This is a genomic window from Dokdonia sp. 4H-3-7-5 (assembly GCF_000212355.1).
Taxonomy (GTDB): Bacteria; Bacteroidota; Bacteroidia; order Flavobacteriales; family Flavobacteriaceae; genus Dokdonia.
This window is the reverse complement of record NC_015496.1, coordinates 897,156-919,178: the sequence shown is the minus strand read 5'-3', so window position 1 is coordinate 919,178 and position 22,023 is coordinate 897,156. Positions and strand designations below refer to the sequence as shown.

Below are 22,023 nucleotides of genomic sequence, written 5' to 3'. Positions count from 1 at the left end.
GCGATGACAGATAAGAAAAAGAAAAATGTAGATAAGGAATTTGCAATCTCCAGCTGGGCGATTGATAATCCTACCATTATTTACGTTCTTATGGCGCTGTTTCTGGCCTTAGGAATGGGTGCATACTTAGGTATGGCACGTGAGAATTTCCCAGAAATCAATGAGACTAAAATTTATATTTCGGCACCATATCCTGGGAACACCGCAGAGGATATTGAACGTCTCATTGTAGATCCGCTGGAGGATAAACTTCAGAACTTGTCAGATGTGGTTGAGGTGCTTTCTACTTCGCAAGAAGATTATGCAATCATCACCATAGAATTTAAGGAAGGAGTTGATGTACAGGAGGCAAAGCAACGAGTAAAGGATGAGGTAGACTCAGAAACAGCAAATGAAGACTGGCCTACGTTTAACAATGCAAAGGTAGAGCCTAACGTATTTGACCTAAGTATCTCTGAGGAGACACCTATTCTTAATGTAAACGTATCTGGTAATTACCCTACTATAAAGCTTAAGGAATATGCAGAGTACCTGCAGGATGAGATAGAAAGCCTTAAGGAAATCAAAGAAGCAACTATACGTGGTGCGCAAGAGCGTGAGGTAGAAGTAGCAGTAGATGTGTATAAAATGATAGCTGCTCAAGTAAGTTTTAATGACATACTTGCTTCTATAGGAAATGAAAATATGACCCTATCTGCTGGTAACCTTGTGAGTAGCGGGCAACGTCGTAACATTCGTGTGATAGGAGAAATTCAGAGCCCAGAAGAGCTCGAAGACTTTGTAATCAAATCAGATAATGGTGCTGTGTATCTTAAAGATATTGCAGAGGTGACTTTTTCTGAAGAGGACAAAACTACCTATGCTAGAGATCTCACATTATATGAAGGAGATACGGTAAATGATGAAGAGATAAGTGAGACGGTAGTGATGCTAGACGTAAAAAAACGTTCTGGTGAAAACATGATTGAAGCCGTTGAGCAAATCAACGAGATTATAGCAAATGCTACGGCAGAGGTGTTTCCTCCGGATGTGGTTGTGCGTACAGCAAATGATCAGAGTGCAAAGACAGAAAACCAAGTAAACGACCTTGTAAACAATATTATCTTTGGTATTATTCTCGTGGTAGGTGTACTTATGTTCTTTTTAGGATTTAAAAATGCACTTTTTGTTGGGTTTGCAATTCCTATGTCTATGTTTATGAGTTTTATGATCCTCAACTTGATGGGTTATACCATGAATACCATGATTCTCTTTGCCCTTATTATGGGACTTGGGATGCTAGTAGATAACGGTATTGTGGTAGTAGAAAACGTGTATCGTCTCATGGACGAAGAAGGAATGGGACGTATAGAAGCGGCCAAAAAAGGTATTGGGGAAATTGCATTCCCTATCATTATATCTACACTTACTACGGTAGCTGCCTTCGTGCCATTAGGACTTTGGCCAGGGATTATGGGGCAGTTTATGATTTACTTCCCTATCACATTATCTGTGGTACTAGGGTCATCATTATTTGTGGCAATCTTTATAAACTCGATGCTCGTATCACAGTTTATGAAAACAGATGAGAAAGCGCTTACGCGAAAATTTCTTATCCGCACCTCACTCATCATGTTGCCTATTGGGTTAATGATATTATTTTTAGGAGGAAGCATACGTGGACTAGGAAGCCTTGTTATTGCTACCATCATCTTTATGTGGATTTATAAATACGTACTTAAAGGTGCTGCCGATGTTTTTCAAAAACGTTTCTTAACGTGGCTAGAAGATGTTTATAAGAGATTCTTAGGATGGGCGATTAGAGGCTATAAACCTATAGGATTTGTAGCTGGGATTTTCTTAATGCTTATTTTGACTTTTATGGCTTTTGGAGGCTCTGTAAGTGCTGGTCGTACAGCTATAGAATTCTTCCCTGATAATAAGCCTAACCAGATTACGGTTTATATTGAGTATCCAGAAGGTACAGCAATTACAAAGACAGATGCAATCACTAAAGAGATAGAGCAGCGTGTGTTCAAAGTCTTTAATGATGAGGCATACTTAGAAGGTGAAGATTACAATGCACTTGTAGAAACTTCTGTATCACAAGTAGGCGAAGGTGCAGGTAACCCACAAACAGATGGAGGAAGCGCTGCTGAGATGCCACACAGAGCAAAAATTACGGCGACTATGCGTGAGTATAAGTACCGTAATGAAGCAGATAGTGAAGAGCTCCGTTTTAAGGTACAAGATGCCGTGAGAGGTGTATATCCAGGAGTTGTGATTACTGTAGAAAAAGATGCTGCAGGACCACCACAGGGATATCCTATTAACATAGAGCTAGAAGGTAAAGACTATCAAGAACTCATCATCGCAGCAGAAAAGATGCGTAACTATATTAATAGCCGCAACGTTCCTGGAGTAGATGAGCTTAAGATTAATGTAAATAGAGGGAAGCCAGGAACAGAAGTTCTTGTAGATCGCCAGAAGGCAGGAGAACTGGGTGTAGCTACTGGTCAAGTAGGGCTGCAACTACGTCGTTCTATCTTTGGTGATAAAGCTGGGGTTTATAAAAAAGATGGGGAAGATTATGATATTTACGTGCGCTTCAATGAAGAGCAGCGATATGATAAGTCGGCTTTATTTAATCAGAACATCACTTTTAGAGATCCTGCTACGGGGCAAGTAAAAGAAGTACCTGTAAGTGCAGTAACCACTACAAGAAACACATCTTCATTTAGTGCGATAAAGCACAGAGATTCTAAGCGTGTAGTGACAGTATATTCTAACCTTGCCGCTGGTTTTACAGATGCAGGTGTGGTAGTAGCTGCTGTACAAGAGGAGATGAAAAACTTCGACGAAATACCAAAGGATATTAAGGTAAACTATACAGGTCAAATCGAAGAGCAAGCAAAGGAAATGAATTTCTTAGTAAGTGCATTTTTTGGCGGACTGGCATTGATATTCTTTTTATTGATATTTCAATTTAGTTCCATATCAAAGCCTATCATCATTATGATAGCCATTTTCTTAAGTTTTATAGGAGTGTTTGGTGGGATTATCATAAGTGGGTCGCCATTTGTAATTATCATGACCATGATGGGAATTATATCTCTTGCAGGTATTGTGGTAAATAATGGAGTGGTATTGCTTGATTATACACAGCTACTTGTAGATCGTAAAGAAGTAGCACAAGATCTGGAAGGAAAGCAAATGCTTGATAAAAAGACCATGCAAGAGCTCATTATAGAAGGTGGTCGTGCACGTTTACGCCCAGTACTACTTACAGCGATAACCACGGTACTTGGGTTGATACCACTTGCAATAGGTATTAACATTGACTTCTTTGGGTTGTTCCAAGAGTTTGATGCAGGTATTTATGTAGGAGGTGATAACGTGATTTTCTGGGGCCCACTAGCGTGGACAGTTATTTACGGATTAATCATAGCGACTTTCTTAACGCTTATTATTGTACCATTACTATACTACATAGTATATCGTATTAAATTTAAAATACGAGGTGGTAAAGATGCGGTAGAAGAAGAAAAAGAGCTGCCAGAAGCAGCATAAGTAATTAGTTAGTTAATTAGTGTAGAAAAGCGCATTCGGCAATAAGCTGAATGCGCTTTTTTAATGAGTAATTACGCTTTCGCGAAAGCATAAAAAAACCCTCTCAATATCTATTGAGAGGGTTTGAATGAATTAGGTGTTACTTATTGGTTCTCAGTAAGTGGTATTGGGAATTGAGAAAATACATCATCATTTGCTCTATCAATAGGTAACTCGTCAAGGCGATTGTAACGACGTACATCGATCCATCTGTGTCCTTCGGCAAATAGAGAATATCTACGTTGTGTCAACATCTCATCTGTAAGCTCTGTAGGGTCTGTAGTTCCAGCATAAGGATCCAGTCCAGCGCTTTCGCGTATGATATCTAAAGCTGTAACTGCCTCCATAGGATTAATGGTAATGTTTGCCTCTGCGTATAATAAGAGTAGTTCTTCTTTACGTATGATTGGAATAGGGTCTACGTTACTAGTATATCTAAACACATCATACTCTCCAGTAAGACCATCTAGAGTAAGAGCAGATTCTCTAAGCACAACTTTGTCAAGACGTTGGTCATCTGTCTCGGCATCTGTGATAAAAGATGGTTGTGCGATACGTGCACCTGCAGTAGATGAGTTGAGAGCAAAAAACATAGGGTTAAGAATATCTGTCTGGTCTTGAGAAAAGTTGTGATAAACACCTAAATCTAATTCATTATTATCTAGTGTTAAAAATGAATCTTCAAGAGATGATAGTACACCAGCAAAATCGCCTTGATATGCAGCTACACGTGCCGCAAGCGCATTACTTACTTGGCTAAAGCTTGCTGGAGTATTAAAATCTCCAAAGCCAGAAGAAAGTACAAATGGAAAGGCATCACCACCAGCACTTAGGTCTAAGGCAGCAGCATCTAGTGTTGATTTTATAAAGCTTAACGCTTCACTTTTTGAAACAATAGGTCCTAGATTAGTCTCATCTGCTACATCTATACGTATACCACCATCATCTGTAAGATTAAGGTTGAGCAGTAGCTCGTGTGCAATCATTGTATTAAGAAATCCTCTTGTTGCACTAAGCTCTTCGTTAGTAAATATGGCAGAGAGATCTTGTGCTTCAATGAATCCTAAGATAAGATTGGCGTTTTTTACGGTTCTATACCTTGCAGCCCATGGGGTTGTGATATAGAAGGTATTGTTATCTAAAACGGCATTTTCTCCACCTAGTAAATCACTTGTAAATCTAGGGTCTGAGCTTGAGAATCTATAGTATTCTCTACCTATAACGCCACAATCATCAAAGTAAGTTCCCAGACCTACGCGAGAGCTGTATAGCACTCCGCCCACTAGGTCTTGTAAGTCTCCGCGAGTTAGATTGTCTTCAAAGGCATCAACCTCGGGGTTGTTTAAGTCTGAATATTCTTGTACGTCACAAGAATAAAGCCCAGCACAAATACTCAGTGCAAGTAAGCTTTTAGTTATATATTTTTTCATCTTTTTATTTTAAAAGTTTACAGCGAGATTAAATAAGAAACGCTTTGATGATGGGAAAGGCGTAACCTCTACACCTGTAAAGATACCTCCACCTCCAAAGTTTGAAACTTCTGGATCATAACTGTTGTAATCAAATATGTTGATTAGGTTTGTTCCAGAAAATCCTACTTTAATGTTATCTATATTTCCTCCTAAGAAGTTTTCTAAAGTTGTTGTAGGTATTGTGTAATATAATCCCACTTCACGCAATCTTAAGTAAGATGCATCCTCTACAAATACATCTGCAGATGAACCAAGCTGGCTCACTCTATATGGGCCATTTGCAAGAGCTCCAGAAGGATCAAGTCCAGAATCATCATAATCTGCACTAGTACCGTTTAAATCAGATAATAATGTAGTTAAATTAATGTTGTCACCACCTTTTTTCCATTGCCATAAAAATGATAATTGGAAGTCCTTGTATTGAAGACTGTTATTGAATGCCATTTGAAAATCTGGCTCTGAATCTCCAAATTTCTGGAATCCATTTGCACCAGGGTTAGGGCCTATTCCTACTATTTGAGTAGCGCTAGAACCTTCTTCAATTCTAAATGTACCAAGTGTCGCTCCAAAGGCTCCTACATTGAAAGGGTCAACATCTAAACGAGTGATTTTAGAAGTGTTTTTAAACCAGTTTACACTAGCATTCCACACAAAATCCTCTGACTCAATAATATTACTATTTAATGATAGTTCAAGTCCTTTGTTTTGCAATTCACCTGCATTCACAAATTCGCTCGTAAATCCAGAAGATGGAGGTAATGCAGAGTTAAGAATTAAGTCATCAACAGTTTTAATATAATATGTTGCAGAAAAATCTACTTTACCATCAAGAATACTAAGGTCTGTACCAAATTCTAATTCTTTTTGGCGTTCAGGGCTTAAGTCGCCATCTCCACGTACGCCTACAAGGCTTATCCCTAAAAGACCGTCTGTAGAAAACGAAGTGTATGATGTGAATAACGCACCAAAAGGAGCAAAGTTACCTGCTTCTCCATAAGCTACACGAAGTTTGAACTTGTCTACAAAGCTATCTTCTTTCCAGAAATCGAACTCATTAAAGTTTGCAGCGAGTGATGCTTTTGGGTAATAGTTAAGTTCGTTTGCATCTCCATTATTTGAAGATTTATCTCCTCTTAATCCTATCGCTCCTATAAGCTTATCTTGAAAATTGATTTCTTCTTGTACAAAGAACCCAGCATCTTCTTGAAGTAATCTAAACTGGTTAGTTCCAGTGTTAGCCGCTTGATCAACATTAGTTTCTGAAGCTACAAGTCCACTTGCAGTAATAAGTTGAGAATTTCTGTCAAAATACTCTCTTGTAACACCTGCTTGAGTCCTAAAAGATAAATCATTATCCGTTCTATAATTATGTACTAAGAAAGCTGCTAGATTGTAGTTTCTATTTTGAGTATCTCCTTGCACAGCAACTCCATTTTGTCCACCATTAGCAGGTTTTTGAAATTGTAAATCCTTTGGGAAAATAGCTCTAGATTTCTGTCCGTAAGTGTCTAAACCTCCACGTAAAATTAATTCAAGGCTTGATTTTTCTTTTTTGAAGATATCTAGATTTGCAGAAGCACCAATAATAAAGCGATCTACAATCTCTCTGTTAGTTACTCTGTCTCTAGTTTGTAAAGGGTTTGATGCTCCTGAAGGATTATCTGGGTAAACACCATTTTCATCTGGAAATAACTGTAACCATGGAGTTGTACCCGTTAAAGTCACACCAATAGTGGTACCTGAGTTGTCATTATTAAAGAAACCACGGTTAGATCTTGAATTGATATAGTTTGTATTAAGTGATACTTTTAAAAAGTCTGTAGCTCTGTGATCTAAGTTAAGACGAAGTGAAGTCTTTTCATAACCTGTGTTTTTTACAATACCATTTTCATTACTGTGCGTAACCCCAGCATAAAAGCGAGTTTTTACATCTCCACCGCTCATGCTAAAGTTAGTTCTACTTATAAGACCTTTTTCTCCATAAATCTCTTCTTCATAATCTACTAATCTTCCTTCATCTCTAGCGGCTACAAAAAGCGGCACAGCTTCCGCACCAAAGCTATCCTCTACGCGTTGCTCATTATAATTACGTAAACCTAAAAGCCTTGTTACTTGTGTCCACCCAAAAGATTGACCAAATTTAAACTGAGTTTCTCCAGCTTTACCTTTCTTAGTTGTGATAATAACAACCCCAGCAGCAGCTCTAGAACCATATATAGCAGCAGCAGATGCTCCTTTTAATATTTCGATATTTTCAATGTCATCTGGATTTATATCTGCTATTCTGTTTGTAGGGTTATCTTGGTTTGAAGCACTTCCTCCAGCCGATGCTGCAGAAACTGCATTAAGACCAGCAGAAATAGAAGAGTTATCTACATAAACACCATCCACAATATAAAGCGGTTGTGTGTTACCTTGGATAGAAGTAGCTCCACGAAGTTTAATAGAAAGCCCTCCTCCTGGTGCTCCAGAATTCTGGCTTACGAGTGCTCCAGCAAATTTACCATACAGCGCTCCATCTAATGTAGGTGGTGGTGTGGTACCAGTAATTTGCTCTGCTGAGACTGATGCCACAGCATTAGCGGCATTAGATCTCTTTACTGAAGATGCTAGTCCAGAAATAACAACTTCATCTAGTGACTCAGAAGATTCTTCTAGAGTTACATTTAATGTTTGTGAGCTTGAAATCACTTGTTCTTGTGTTGCATACCCTAGATATGAAAATTCTAAGGTTCCAGAATTACCATTTAAGGTGATGGAGTAATTACCATCAAAATCTGATGTAGTTCCGTTTGAACTTCCTTTTTCAATAACATTGACAAAGGGAATTGGATTATTACCAGCGTCTTTAATAACTCCTGTTACAACAGATTGACCCATCAGGGCGCAAGGAATTAAAAACAACAAGAAATAAGCCATTTTGAGTAATGGGTACTTTTGTTTCATTTGTTCTTTGATTTAGTTTACAATCCAAATTATAAATAATATTTAACTTATTAGGCTAATATTTAACTATATGCTAATAATATTCTAAAAATTACACGAAATAAGCGAATTTGCCAATCATCATCTTGATTTCTCAAATAAATCAGCTTTATTTTGAGAACTTTTCAAATCATATAAGATTAATCATTTGATAATAAGTTTATTGAGTAAGTGTCATTTAATTTTTAAAAAAAATAATGATAAGAAATAAGTACTCTCATAATAAAAACAGCTGATTTAGATTTTTCTTATTAAAAATTGAGTAGTCATAATTAAAATCTATTAAATTTGGCTTCAATTAGGCTTATTTGAAAAGGAATCCTAAATTTCTTAAGCGCTATCCTTGAGTGTAGTGTGAAATGCTTTTAAAAGGCTTTATTTCAAGCTTTCGCGAAAGCGTGTATATAAAATGTGGAAAAACTAAGAAAGTCTGATCATATTTGAGAAAGCCAACCCAATAGAATAGCGTACTTTTATTTTTCTTAAAATATATGATTTGGCTAAGAAAAAAGTAACCCCCTTAATGCAGCAGTATAATGGTATTAAAACTAAATACCCAGATGCGCTATTGCTTTTTAGAGTAGGAGATTTTTATGAAACCTTTGGAGAAGACGCTGTAAAAGCAGCTGCCATTTTAAATATTACATTAACAAGTCGTAATAATGGTGGAGATCGTACGGAGCTCGCTGGTTTTCCACATCATTCTTTAAATACCTATTTACCCAAACTTGTAAAGGCAGGTTGTAGGGTGGCTATTTGTGACCAATTAGAAGATCCAAAGCAGACTAAGAAAATAGTTAAGCGTGGGGTGACAGAACTAGTGACACCGGGAGTTGCGATGAACGATGATATTCTTTCTGCTAAGACAAATAATTTCCTTGGGGCTGTATTTTTTAATAAAGAAAAAGTAGGTGTGGCATTCTTGGACGTGTCCACGGGAGAATATCTTACTGCACAAGGGGATATAGCATATGTAGATAAATTATTGCAAAATTTTGCACCTAGCGAGCTGCTAGTTTGTAAGAAGCAGAAGAAGGCATTTTTAGAAGCATATGGCTCAGATTATCATACTTTTTACCAAGAAGATTGGGTGTTTCATATAGATTATGCTACAGAATCTTTACACAAGCATTTTGACGTTAATTCCTTAAAAGGCTTCGGTGTAGAACACTTGTCTGAAGGTGTAGTTGCGGCTGGTGCAGCGCTTCATTATTTAGGAGAAACCCAACATCATAAACTACAGCACATCACAAGAATACGCCGTATTGCGGCAGATGATTACGTGTGGATGGATCGCTTTACTATAAGAAATCTCGAGTTATATAACTCGGCTTCTGGTGTTAAGGCTATTACTTTGATAGATATAATAGATAAGACGACCTCTGCAATGGGAGGTCGTTTACTCAAACGATGGCTCGCTTTACCACTCAAACGTCTTGATGAAATTGAAAGGCGTCATGATGTGGTGTCTTTTCTCTCAGATAATGGAGAGATATTTGATAAAATGCAGTCTAACATTAAGAAAATAGGAGATTTAGAACGTCTCATAAGTAAAGTTGCTACAGGTAAAATAAGTCCGCGAGAGGTTATACAACTTAAGAATTCGCTAGAAGCAATTGTTCCTATAAAAGGACTTGCTCTTAATACCGATAATGAGTCACTCAACATCATAGGCGAGCAACTTCAGGACTGCGTTGTGCTACGTGATAAAATAAAGGAAACACTTAAAGAAGAGGCTCCAGTTTCTATTATAAAAGGCGGAGCAATCGCAGCTGGTTTTCATAACGAACTAGATGAATTAAGAGTATTATCTCAAGGAGGTAAAGATTATCTAGAGAAAATGTTAGCTCGTGAGACTGAGCGTACAGGGATTACCTCGCTTAAGATAGCATCAAATAATGTTTTTGGGTATTATATAGAGGTGCGTAACACCCACCGTGACAAAGTACCAGAAGAGTGGATAAGAAAGCAAACACTAGTTAACGCAGAACGATACATTACTGAGGAGCTTAAGGAATACGAAGGAAAGATTTTAGGAGCCGAAGAGCGTATTCAAGCCATAGAACAGCAACTATTTGCAGCACTTGTAAACTGGATGAGTAGTTTTATTCCTCAAGTACAGGCAAATGCTTCCCAGATAGCACAACTAGATTGTTTGTTAGGCTTTACACAGCTCGCTAGAGAAAACAATTATGTGAGACCTACGCTAGACGAGTCACAAGCAATAGATATAAAAGAAGGGCGACATCCCGTAATAGAAAAGCAGCTACCGCTAGGTGAGGCTTATGTGACAAATGATGTGTATTTAGATAGTGGTGATCAGCAAATGATTATGATTACTGGGCCTAACATGTCTGGTAAGAGTGCCATTTTAAGACAGACCGCTTTGATTGTCTTGCTAGCTCAAATGGGTAGTTTTGTGCCAGCGCAAGCAGCACATATAGGTGTTGTAGATAAAATATTTACAAGAGTAGGGGCAAGTGATAATATCTCTATGGGTGAGAGTACTTTTATGGTAGAGATGAATGAGACGGCAAGTATTCTTAATAACCTAAGTGACCGCAGTCTGGTCCTACTAGACGAAATAGGACGTGGCACTAGTACTTATGATGGGATATCCATTGCTTGGGCCATAAGTGAGTTTTTACATGAGCATCCAGGTAGGCCTAAAACTTTATTTGCTACACATTATCATGAACTTAATGAGATGTGCGAGACATTTGAGCGCATAAAAAACTACAATGTCTCGGTAAAAGAACTTAAGGATAATGTGTTGTTCTTACGTAAGCTAGTTCCAGGAGGTAGTGCTCACAGTTTTGGTATCCATGTTGCAAAAATGGCGGGAATGCCCCAACAGGTTTTACGTAGAGCGACAAAAATGATGGAGAAGCTAGAGAAATCTCATGGAAGTGAGGAGCTCACTGGTAAACTTAAGGAAGCTGGCGAAGAAGAAATGCAGCTTAGTTTCTTTAATCTAGATGATCCATTATTAGAAGATATTAAAGAGGAGATTTTACATATAGATATTGATACCCTTACCCCAGTAGAGGCGCTCATGAAGCTCAATGAGATAAAGAGAATGCTCGTTAAAAAGAAAGGTGGCGCTATTTCTTAGAAGAATAATTAAACACTATAAAATAAAAAAGGCTTCCTAGTGGAAGCCTTTTGTACTCGAGACGGGTCCCGATAGCTATCGGGATGAACCCGTTACTTATATTTTTGAACTAGTTTTTGTGCTATTTCTTTATGTTTTTTGATATTCACTAAGTATGTTGTGCTTTTCATACTCTTGATGTGTTTTTCGATGCTCCGTGCTTGTTGATATTCTAAATTGGTTATTTCAAAAAATATCTCCCAATCTTGAGCTTTAGTAGTAAACCCTTTGTATCTGTTTGTTGCGTGTTCTTTTATTCTCTGGTCTAAGTCTAAACAACTCCCTATGTAGTATCTATTAATCTTTTTAGAATAAAGTATGTAGACTGTTGCCATTGTTGAAATATATAAAAATAAAAAAGGCTTCCTAGTGGAAGCCTTTTGTACTCGAGACGGGACTTGAACCCGTACGTCCTAATGGACATTGGATTTTAAGTCCAACGTGTCTACCAATTCCACCACTCGAGCATTTTCACTTACGTGAAAAATTGGTATTTATTTTTATACGCTTTCGCGAAAGCGTTATAATTTCAAATTAGAGCGAAAGACGAGATTTGAACTCGCGACCCCCACCTTGGCAAGGTGATGCTCTACCCCTGAGCTACTTTCGCATTGCATTCTATCAGAACGACGCTATTTCTCGTAGCGGATGCAAATTTAATCTTTTTCTTGTTTTAGCAAAGAGTTTTCCTAGTTTTTTTTAAAACTATTTTAATCACTATAGTTAGAGAGTATACGCAGGGATAAGCATTGTTTTTATCAATATTTACATCCTGTCTCTGTAAGAAAAAACCTGTAATTATGCCAAAGTCAAAAGCTATTATTGGTAAATAACTGATATTAAGTGTATTAATTTTTACAAGTGATATACCACTCGTCCATAGAAAAGTGCATTTGGTCGAAAAATACATGTATATTATCTACAAAGGGATCAAATTAATCGATAAAGTGCTTATATTTAAGTTAAGTTTAAGACTATCATGTAGTTTTGCTTAAGTGATTAAAGAAGTTCTACTTTTAAATTTAATATGATATTAAGATAACGTAGATAAAAGTCTAATATCTGATGTTTGTTTAAGCCTCAGATTCTATTAAAAGTTAAATTAAGTTATAATTTATATATATGGGAAAAATTACTATTCCTTACGGACAGATTAAAAAGTTGCAATTATCATTTATCTCAAAAAAGATGATTGTATTTCTTGCGATATTTGGTTGTGTTACATTGTCCTCTTATGGTCAATGTGTTGGTACTGCTACAGATTGTGATGGTGACCTTGTATTAAATGAAAATGATTTAGATGATGATAATGATGGAATACTAGATGTAGCTGAGGGGTGTAATCAACCTGGGACACCGATTGCTTTCAATCAAATTTCAGCTATACCTCCATCAGCATTTATTCCAGGAGGTGGAACTATACCAAGTGGCTCTTCTGGATTGAGAGTTTCTGATGCGTCGGGAAACTATTCAGTTGATATTTATATTGGACCTCAGACGGTTGAAGCTGCGGGTCAGAATAATGCAGCGACTTTTAACCTAACTACTGGATTGATTGGTAATGGCGCTACTGGTCTTAACGATAATGAATTTGTAGAACTTATTTGGACTAGTACAAATTCAATTATTCCTTTTCAAATCCCAAGTTTGAGCATTAACAATATCAATAGTTTGACCGCACCGCTAAATAATACAGATGTCAGAGATGCCTATGCATGGAGCGAAGGTGGGGTATGGTCGATAAATACTGACCCATTAGATACTGCCAATCCAGGTGGTGCAATTGTAACTGTAAATGATGCGCAAATTGATGATGTAGGAGTTTTTGTTATACCTGATAAAGATGGGAATAATGTTCTCAATAACGTAGGACGTTTTACAACATTAGTTAATGTCGACGATAGCACTTCAGACGTATTACTTAATATGACAGGTGTTCCTAATGGACATACTGCAATATTTACATTCGATAATCCTCAAACCACTGTTTCTCAATATATTTTTGATAGTAGAAACTTAGGCAGTGTTGTGGTAATGTTATGGAATTTTTTCCCTCAATCAACTATTTTTGTGGCGCCTGTTAATCCTGATACAGATAATGATGGTATTGCAGATTGTTTTGATTTAGATTCAGATGGTGATGGCTGTAGTGATGTTTTAGAGTCTGGAGGTCTTGATCCAAACGGAGATGGAATATTGGGGGCAATACCAACTATGGTAGATAGTGATGGGCTAGTAATAGGAAGTTCTCCTGCAACTGGAGGTTATGATGGAGCAAACGGAAATGAAATTGTAGCAACACAAGTTAATGTTACAGCAATGGAACCTGCCGACCAAACGGCTACAACTGGTGAGTCTGCTACGTTTACAATTACGGCAACAGCAGATAATTCGACTGGATTTACAGCAGGTGTTCCAGATTACGGAACTCCTGGAAATGCAAATGCCGGAATAAACTATATGTGGTACATAGGTGATCCAGATACATCAGGAACTCTTATTACTGCAGCCGATACTAATTATAGTGGCGAGAATACAAATGCTTTAACGGTTAATGATGTAACAGGCTTAGATGCTACGGAGTATTTTGTTGTAGTTACTCATGATGATAATGTTTGTTTTACAGAAACTCGTTCAGCGACGCTTACTATTGCGCAGGCTGATGTAAGTATTGATAAAGTATTGGTTGATAGTAGTCCTTATGTAGTGGGGGGTACAGTGACCTATACATTAACAGTAAGTAACGCAGGGCCTGATGGAGCAACAAATGTTGTTGTAACAGATATTCCTGAAAACTTAACTATTACAAATGTATCTGGAGGAGGATGTACAGCATTCCCATGTACTATAGCAAGTATTGCTGCAGGTGTTGCTAATGATGTGACGATAACAGTTACAGCAACAATTGATAGTGAGGGAGCCTTTTCAAATGGTGCGACTGTAGAAGCAGATCAAGATGATCCGAATACTGCCAATAATCAAGATTTATCAACAGATGCAAATAATCAAGGAGCAGTTCCTAGTGTTCCACCAGTGGTACAAAATGATGTAAGTGCTCCGAGTACTCCAGGAGCTACAGTAAGTTTAGATCCAACCGCCGATAATGGTTTTGGAATAGATGATGATGCTGACGGTACATTAGATGTTACGAGCGTGAGCTTAGTTGTTCCAGCTGGAGCTACGATGGTACAAACGGATGCAGATGGCGATATTATTGGGTACACAGTTCCTGGTGAAGGAGTTTGGGAAGTTAATCCTGTAAACGGTGAGATTAGTTTTGCACCAGTAGCTGGTTTTAATGATGATCCAACATCTCCTGCCACTTATACAATAGATGATAATGCGGGTAATACTTCTAATCAGGCTACTGTAACAATTGATTATGTGCCTATTGCAACAGTAGATGAGATTACTGACGTTATGCCTGGCATGGACGCTGTAATTGATGTATTAGCAAATGATGTTGATGGTGACCTTGTTGATCCAACTACTGTAATGATAATAGACCCAGCAAATCCGGGAGTTCCTGTGACAAGTTTGGTAGAGCCTGGAGTAGGAGTATGGACTGTTGATTCTTCAAGTGGAGCGATTACGTTCGCACCTTGTACTGCTGCTGGAATTCCAGACGCTAGTTGTGCAGGATTATTTGAAGGTAGTCCGATGGACATCTCTTATATAGTATCAGATAATGAAGGTAATACGACAATTCCTGCCACAGTAAGTGCAGCTTATGCTGTTCCACCAGTAGCACAAAATGACGTAAGTACTCCGAGTACACCTGGGGCTACGGTAAGCGTAGATCCAACAGCTGACAATGGTTTTGGAGTTGATGCCGATCCTGATGGTACTTTGGATGTAACGACTGTGAGTTTAGTAGTTCCAGCTGGAGCAACGATGGTACAGACGGATGCAGACGGTGATATTATAGGATACACAGTATCTGGTGAAGGCGCTTGGGAAGTTAATCCTGTAACTGGTGAGATTAGTTTTGCACCAGAAGCTGGTTTTAACGATGATCCAACGCATCCTGCTAGATATACGATAGATGATAATGATGGTAACCCATCGAATGTAGCTACTGTAACAATTGATTATGTTCCTGTTGCAACCTCGGATGTGAGTGCTGGTAATGACACTGGTCTTCCAGTAGTGGTAGATGTACTTGCCAATGACGTTGATGGAGATGTAGTAGATCCAACAACGGTTCAAATCGTAGGTACTGCAAATCCTGGTGATGACTTAGTGGTTGTTGGTGAAGGTACTTGGAGTGTTGATCCAGTAAGTGGAGCCATCACGTTTAGTCCTTGTACAGTAGTTTCATTACCTGATTGTCCTGAGATTTTTACAGCAGACCCTACAGATATTGAGTATGTGGTTGCGGATGATGAAGGTAATGTTACAGACCCTGCAAGTGTAAGTGTGAGTTTTATTCCAGAGCCACCAGTTGCAATGGATGATGCTAGTGTTAATAATATGACTGGAGATCCAGTGGTTGTTGATGTTGCATTAAATGATATGGATCCTGATGGTACGTTAGATTTGACGACTGTACAAATCGTGGGAACTGCCAACCCTGGAGATGATTTAGTAGAGCCTGGCGTTGGAGTTTGGAGTGTTGATCCAGTAAGTGGAGCGATTACCTTCACTCCTTGTAGTGCAGCTGGCGTTCCTGATGCTAGTTGTGTTGGAGTATCTACACAAGATCCACAAGACATTACTTATACAATAAATGATAATGATGGTAATGTATCTAATGCAGCTACGGTATCAGTGATGTATGATGCAGAGCCACCAGTAGCTCAAAATGATGAGAGTTTAGCCAATACACCTGGCGCAACGGTAAGTTTAGATCCAACGGCTGATAACGGTTTTGGAGTAGATGCAGATCCTGATGGTACTTTAGATGTAACGAGCGTGAGCTTAGTAGTTCCAGCTGGAGCAACGATGGTTCAGACGGATGTAGATGGAGATATTATAGGGTACACGGTACCTGGTGAAGGAGTTTGGGAGGTTAATCCTGTAAATGGTGAGATTAGTTTTGCACCATTAGCTGGTTTTAACGATGATCCAACGAGTCCTGCGAGTTATACCATTGATGATAATGATGGTAACCCATCAAACACAGCTACCGTAACAATTGATTACGTTCCTGTTGCAACCTCGGATGTGAGTGCTGGTAATGACACTGGTCTTCCAGTAGTGGTAGATGTACTTGCCAATGATGTTGATGGAGATGTAGTAGATCCTACAACGGTACAGATTGTAGGTACTGCAAATCCTGGAGAAGACTTAGTGGTTGTTGGTGAAGGTACTTGGAGTGTTGATCCAGTAAGTGGAGCCATCACGTTTAGTCCTTGTACAGTAGTTTCATTACCTGATTGTCCTGAGATTTTTACAGCAGACCCTACCGATATTGAGTATGTGGTTGCTGATGGTGAAGGAAATGTCACATCTCCTGCAAGTGTAAGTGTGAGTTTTATTCCAGAGCCACCAGTTGCGATGGATGATGCTAGTGTTAATAATATGACTGGAGATCCAGTGGTTGTTGATGTTGCACTAAATGATATGGATCCTGATGGTACGTTAGATTTGACGACTGTACAAATCGTGGGAACTGCCAACCCTGGAGATGATTTAGTAGAGCCTGGCGTTGGAGTTTGGAGTGTTGATCCAGTAAGTGGAGCGATTACCTTCACTCCTTGTAGTGCAGCTGGCGTTCCTGATGCTAGTTGTGTTGGAGTATCTACAAAAGATCCACAAGACATTACTTATACAATAAATGATAATGATGGTAATGTATCTAATGCAGCTACGGTATCAGTGATGTATGATGCAGAGCCACCAGTAGCTCAAAATGATGAGAGTTTAGCCAATACACCTGGCGCAACCGTAAGTTTAGATCCAACGGCTGATAACGGTTTTGGAGTAGATGCAGATCCTGATGGTACTTTAGATGTAACGAGCGTGAGCTTAGTAGTTCCAGTAGGAGCAACGATGGAGATTCTTGATGCAGATGGAGATATTATAGGATATACAGTTCCTGGAGAAGGAGCTTGGGAAGTGAGTGAAACGACAGGTCAAATTAGCTTTATACCATTAGCTGGTTTTAACGATGATCCAACGAGTCCTGCGAGTTATACCATTGATGATAATGATGGTAACCCATCAAACACAGCTACGGTAACAATTGATTACGTTCCTGTTGCAACCTCGGATGTGAGTGCTGGTAATGACACTGGTCTTCCAGTAGTGGTAGATGTACTTGCCAATGATGTTGATGGAGATGTAGTAGATCCTACAACGGTACAGATTGTAGGTACTGCAAATCCTGGAGAAGACTTAGTGGTTGTTGGTGAAGGTACTTGGAGTGTTGATCCAGTAAGTGGAGCCATCACGTTTATTCCTTGTACAGTAGTTTCATTACCTGATTGTCCTGAGATATTCACAGCAAACCCTACCGATATTGAGTATGTAGTTGCGGATGATGAAGGTAATGTTACAGACCCTGCAAGTGTAAGTGTGAGTTTTATTCCAGAGCCACCAGTTGCAATGGATGATGCTAGTGTTAATAATATGACTGGAGATCCAGTGCTTATTGATGTTGCATTAAATGATATGGATCCTGATGGTACGTTAGATTTGACGACTGTACAAATCGTGGGAACTGCCAACCCTGGAGATGATTTAGTAGAGCCTGGCGTAGGAGTTTGGAGTGTTGATCCAGTAAGTGGAGCGATTACCTTCACTCCTTGTAGTGCAGCGGGAGTTCCTGATGCTAGTTGTGTTGGAGTATCTACCCAAGATCCACAAGACATTACTTATACAATAAATGATAATGATGGTAATGTATCTAATGCAGCTACGGTATCTGTGATGTATGATGCAGAGCCACCAGTGGCTCAAAATGATGAGAGTTTAGCAAATACACCTGGTGCAACGGTAAGTTTAGATCCAACGGCTGATAATGGTTTTGGAGTGGATGCAGATCCTGATGGAACCTTAGATGTAACGAGCGTGAGCCTAGTAGTTCCAGTAGGAGCTACGATGGAGGTACTTGATGCAGATGGTAATATTATAGGATACACAGTACCTGGCGAAGGAGCTTGGGAAGTGAGTGAAACAACGGGTCAAATTAGCTTTATACCATTGGCTGGTTTTAACGATGATCCAACAAGTCCTGCTAGTTATACGATAGATGATAATGATGGTAATCCATCAAATGTGGCTACGGTAACAATTGATTACGTTCCTGTTGCAACCTCGGATGTGAGTGCTGGTAATGACACTGGTCTTCCAGTAGTGGTAGATGTACTTGCCAATGATGTTGATGGAGATGTAGTAGATCCAACCACGGTACAGATTGTAGGTACAACAAATCCTGGTGATGACCTAGTTGAACTTGGAGTAGGAGTTTGGAGTGTAGATCCAGTAACGGGTGCAATTACTTTTACACCTTGTACTGCTGCGGGTATTCCAGATGCTACTTGTACAGGATTATCTGTAGAAGATCCAGCACCTATCGCTTATACAGTAATGGATAATGATGGGAATATAAGTGATCCAACAGAGGTTTCTGTTTCTTTTGACGAATGTAATGGACAAGGATTTGGAGATTGTGATGGTGATGGTGTTTCAAATGATGATGAAGTAAATGGTGGTACTGATCCTAACGATCCTTGTTCTTATAATGCTATGGATCAAGATTTAACTATCGTTACTAGTGAATGGAATAGTATTGATTGTGATATGGATGGTCTTACTAACAATGAGGAGACTACAGGAATCGATGATCCTTCAACTCCAAATGATCCAAATGGTAATACAACAGATCCACAAAATCCAGACACGGATGGTGATGGTGTAACAGATGGTGATGAAGCTGGAGATATGACAGATCCTAATGATCCTTGTGCTCTTGAGATAGCTAGTCAGACAGTTATTCCTACCATGGCATGGAATGATCTTGATTGTGATATGGATGGGTTAAATAACGGTGAAGAACTTACTGGAATAGATGATCCAACAACGCCTGGAGATCCTAATGGTAATATTACAGATCCATTAGATATTGATACTGATGGTGACGGTGTAACAGATGGTCAAGAAGCACTTGATGGTACAGATCCTAATGATAACTGTAGTTTAGTAGTAGCAAATCAGACAGAAACGACTGATGCTGCTTATAACAGTGCAGATTGTGATATGGACGGTCTTACTAATAGTGAGGAGACTACAGGAATCGATGATCCTTCAACTCCAAATGATCCAAATGGTAATACAACAGATCCACAAAATCCAGACACGGATGGTGATGGTGTAACAGATGGTGATGAAGCTGGAGATATGACAGATCCTAATGATCCTTGTGCTCTTGAGATAGCTAGTCAGACAGTTACTCCTACCATGGCATGGAATGATCTTGATTGTGATATGGATGGGTTAAATAACGGTGAAGAACTTACTGGAATAGATGATCCAACAACGCCTGGAGATCCTAATGGTAATATTACAGATCCATTAGATATTGATACTGATGGTGATGGTGTAACAGATGGTCAAGAAGCTCTTGATGGTACAGATCCTAATGATAACTGTAGTTTAGTAGTAGCAAATCAGACAGAAACGACTGATGCTGCTTATGACAGTGCAGATTGTGATATGGATGGTCTTACTAATAGTGAGGAGACTACAGGAATCGATGATCCTTCAACTCCAAATGATCCAAATGGTAATACAACAGATCCACAAAATCCTGATACGGATGGTGATGGTGTAACCGATGGTGATGAAGCTGGAGATATGACAGATCCAAATGATCCTTGTGCGCTTGAGATAGCTAGTCAGACGGTTACTCCTACAATGGCATGGAATGATCTTGATTGTGATATGGATGGATTAAATAACGGTGAGGAACTTACTGGAATTGATGATCCAACCACGCCTGGAGATCCTGATGGTAATATTACAGATCCATTAGATATTGATAGCGATGGCGATGGTGTAACAGATGGTCAAGAAGCACTTGATGGTACAGATCCTAATGATAACTGTAGTTTAGTAGTAGCAAACCAGACAGAAATGACTGATGCTGCTTATAACAGTGCAGATTGTGACATGGATGGTCTTACTAACAATGAGGAGACTACAGGAATCGATGATCCTTCAACTCCAAATGATCCAAATGGTAATACAACAGATCCACAAAATCCTGATACGGATGGTGATGGTGTAACCGATGGTGATGAAGCTGGAGATATGACAGATCCAAATGATCCTTGTGCGCTTGAGATTGCAAGTCAGACAGTTACTGCGACAATGGCATGGAATGATCTTGATTGTGATATGGATGGATTAAATAACGGTGAGGAACTTACTGGAATCGATGATCCAACCACGCCTGGAGATCCTGATGGTAATATTACAGATCCATTAGATATTGATAGCGATGGCGATGGTGTAACAGATGGTCAAGAAGCACTTGATGGTACAGATCCTAATGACAACTGTAGTTTAGTAGTAGCAAATCAGACAGAAATGACTGATGCTGCTTATGACAGTGCAGATTGTGATATGGATGGTCTTACTAACAATGAGGAGACTACGGGAATTGATGATCCTTCAACTCCAAATGATCCAAATGGTAACACAACAGATTCACAAAATCCTGATACGGATGGTGATGGTGTGACAGATGGTGATGAAGCTGGAGATATGACAGATCCAAATGATCCTTGTGATTTACAAGTAAGTAGTCAATCTCTAGATCCTTCTCAAATGTGGAATGATCTTGATTGTGACCTCGATGGGTTAACTAACGCAGAAGAAATTACAGGAATTGATGATCCTGATACTCCTGCAGATCCTAATGGTAATACAACAGACCCTGCTAATCCTGATACAGATGGTGACGGAGTTTCTGATGGTGACGAGGCAGAAGATGGTACTGATCCTAACAGTCCTTGTGATTTCTTAATAGACAGTGTGACATTGCCTATGGATACTGATTTTGCGAGCCTTGATTGTGATGGCGATGGTGTAACTAATGGAGACGAGATAGCAGATGGTACAGATCCATTTGATGTTTGTGATTTAATAGTTGATAGCCAAACTGTAACAACAACATCAGCGTTTAACAATGCAGATTGTGATAACGATGGGTTGACTAATCAAGAGGAGATTACTGGAATAGATAATCCGCTTACTCCTTCAGATCCTAACGGTAACACTACAGATCCTACTAACCCTGATACAGATGGTGACGGAGTTTCTGATGGTAGAGAAGGATTGGATGGAACAGACCCTAATAACTCATGTAGTTTAGAAGTAGGTAGCCAGACACTCGATGTTAGTTTAGAATTCCTTGATGGTGATTGTGACGGTGACGGTATCTTAAACGGTAATGAATTAGGTGACGAGAATGATAATGGTATTCCAGACTTCCTAGAAGTAAATAATGGAAATCCAGATGCAACAGACGGATTAGAAGTCTTTGATATTATGACTCCTAATGGAGACGGTCTCAACGATGTCTTCGTAATAAGAGGGATTGAGCAGTTTCCTAACAATAAGATGCGCATTTATAATAGATGGGGAGTACTTGTTTGGGATGCAGACGGATATGGACAAGATAACGTCTACTTCAGAGGAGAGTCTAATGGACGTGTAGTGGTAGATCAAGACAGGTTATTACCCGTAGGTACATATTATTATGTACTTGACTACACAAATGATGCTGGTTCACTCAAGCAACTGGCAGGACCATTATATATTAATAGATAATAAAACAATAATATTTGGTACGCTTTCGCGAAAGCAAAAAAGAAA

General features: G+C 39.0%; 6 protein-coding genes and 2 tRNA genes. 3 read left to right on the top strand and 5 right to left on the bottom strand.

Annotated elements, in window-relative coordinates:
- Positions 1-3: 3 nt before the first annotated feature.
- Positions 4-3,549: an efflux RND transporter permease subunit gene (locus tag KRODI_RS04040; protein WP_013750297.1), complete on the top strand. Its 3,546-nt coding sequence runs from the start codon at positions 4-6 to the stop codon at positions 3,547-3,549.
- 143 nt (positions 3,550-3,692) lie between these two features.
- On the opposite strand, the gene KRODI_RS04035 is transcribed toward KRODI_RS04040, so the two are convergent.
- Both KRODI_RS04035 and KRODI_RS04030 read right to left on the bottom strand, forming a co-directional pair.
- Positions 3,693-5,018, bottom strand: a complete 1,326-nt coding sequence (locus tag KRODI_RS04035; RefSeq protein WP_013750296.1) for a RagB/SusD family nutrient uptake outer membrane protein — start codon at positions 5,016-5,018, stop codon at positions 3,693-3,695.
- Positions 5,019-5,027: 9 nt separating this feature from the next.
- Entirely contained in the window at positions 5,028-8,006 is a 2,979-nt protein-coding gene (locus tag KRODI_RS04030) for a SusC/RagA family TonB-linked outer membrane protein (protein ID WP_013750295.1), read from the bottom strand.
- A 562-nt stretch (positions 8,007-8,568) separates the two neighbouring features.
- On the opposite strand from KRODI_RS04030, the gene mutS reads away from it, so the two are divergent.
- Positions 8,569-11,160: a DNA mismatch repair protein MutS gene (gene mutS, locus KRODI_RS04025; RefSeq protein WP_013750294.1), complete on the top strand. Its 2,592-nt coding sequence runs from the start codon at positions 8,569-8,571 to the stop codon at positions 11,158-11,160.
- Between the two features lie 92 nt (positions 11,161-11,252).
- Here the strand turns inward: mutS and KRODI_RS04020 are convergent, their stop codons facing one another.
- From KRODI_RS04020 to KRODI_RS04010, 3 genes are all read right to left on the bottom strand, one after another.
- Complete coding sequence (locus KRODI_RS04020; RefSeq protein WP_013750293.1) at positions 11,253-11,534, bottom strand: GIY-YIG nuclease family protein; 282 nt, start codon at positions 11,532-11,534, stop codon at positions 11,253-11,255.
- Between the two features lie 48 nt (positions 11,535-11,582).
- Positions 11,583-11,666, bottom strand: a tRNA-Leu gene (locus KRODI_RS04015).
- A gap of 71 nt (positions 11,667-11,737) precedes the next feature.
- Positions 11,738-11,809: transfer RNA gene (locus KRODI_RS04010), tRNA-Gly, on the bottom strand.
- A 512-nt stretch (positions 11,810-12,321) separates the two neighbouring features.
- On the opposite strand from KRODI_RS04010, the gene KRODI_RS04005 reads away from it, so the two are divergent.
- Entirely contained in the window at positions 12,322-21,978 is a 9,657-nt protein-coding gene (locus KRODI_RS04005; RefSeq protein ID WP_013750292.1) for a T9SS C-terminal target domain-containing protein, read from the top strand.
- Positions 21,979-22,023: the final 45 nt, after the last annotated feature.

Bases quoted from the DNA above. Each gene is read 5' to 3' on its own strand.
- mutS (WP_013750294.1), top strand. From the start codon at position 8,569: ATGCAGCAGTATAATGGTATTAAAACTAAATACCCAGATGCGCTATTG.
- KRODI_RS04020 (WP_013750293.1), bottom strand. From the start codon at position 11,534: ATGGCAACAGTCTACATACTTTATTCTAAAAAGATTAATAGATACTAC.
- KRODI_RS04040 (WP_013750297.1), top strand. From the start codon at position 4: ATGACAGATAAGAAAAAGAAAAATGTAGATAAGGAATTTGCAATCTCC.
- KRODI_RS04030 (WP_013750295.1), bottom strand. From the start codon at position 8,006: ATGAAACAAAAGTACCCATTACTCAAAATGGCTTATTTCTTGTTGTTT.
- KRODI_RS04035 (WP_013750296.1), bottom strand. From the start codon at position 5,018: ATGAAAAAATATATAACTAAAAGCTTACTTGCACTGAGTATTTGTGCT.
- KRODI_RS04005 (WP_013750292.1), top strand. From the start codon at position 12,322: ATGGGAAAAATTACTATTCCTTACGGACAGATTAAAAAGTTGCAATTA.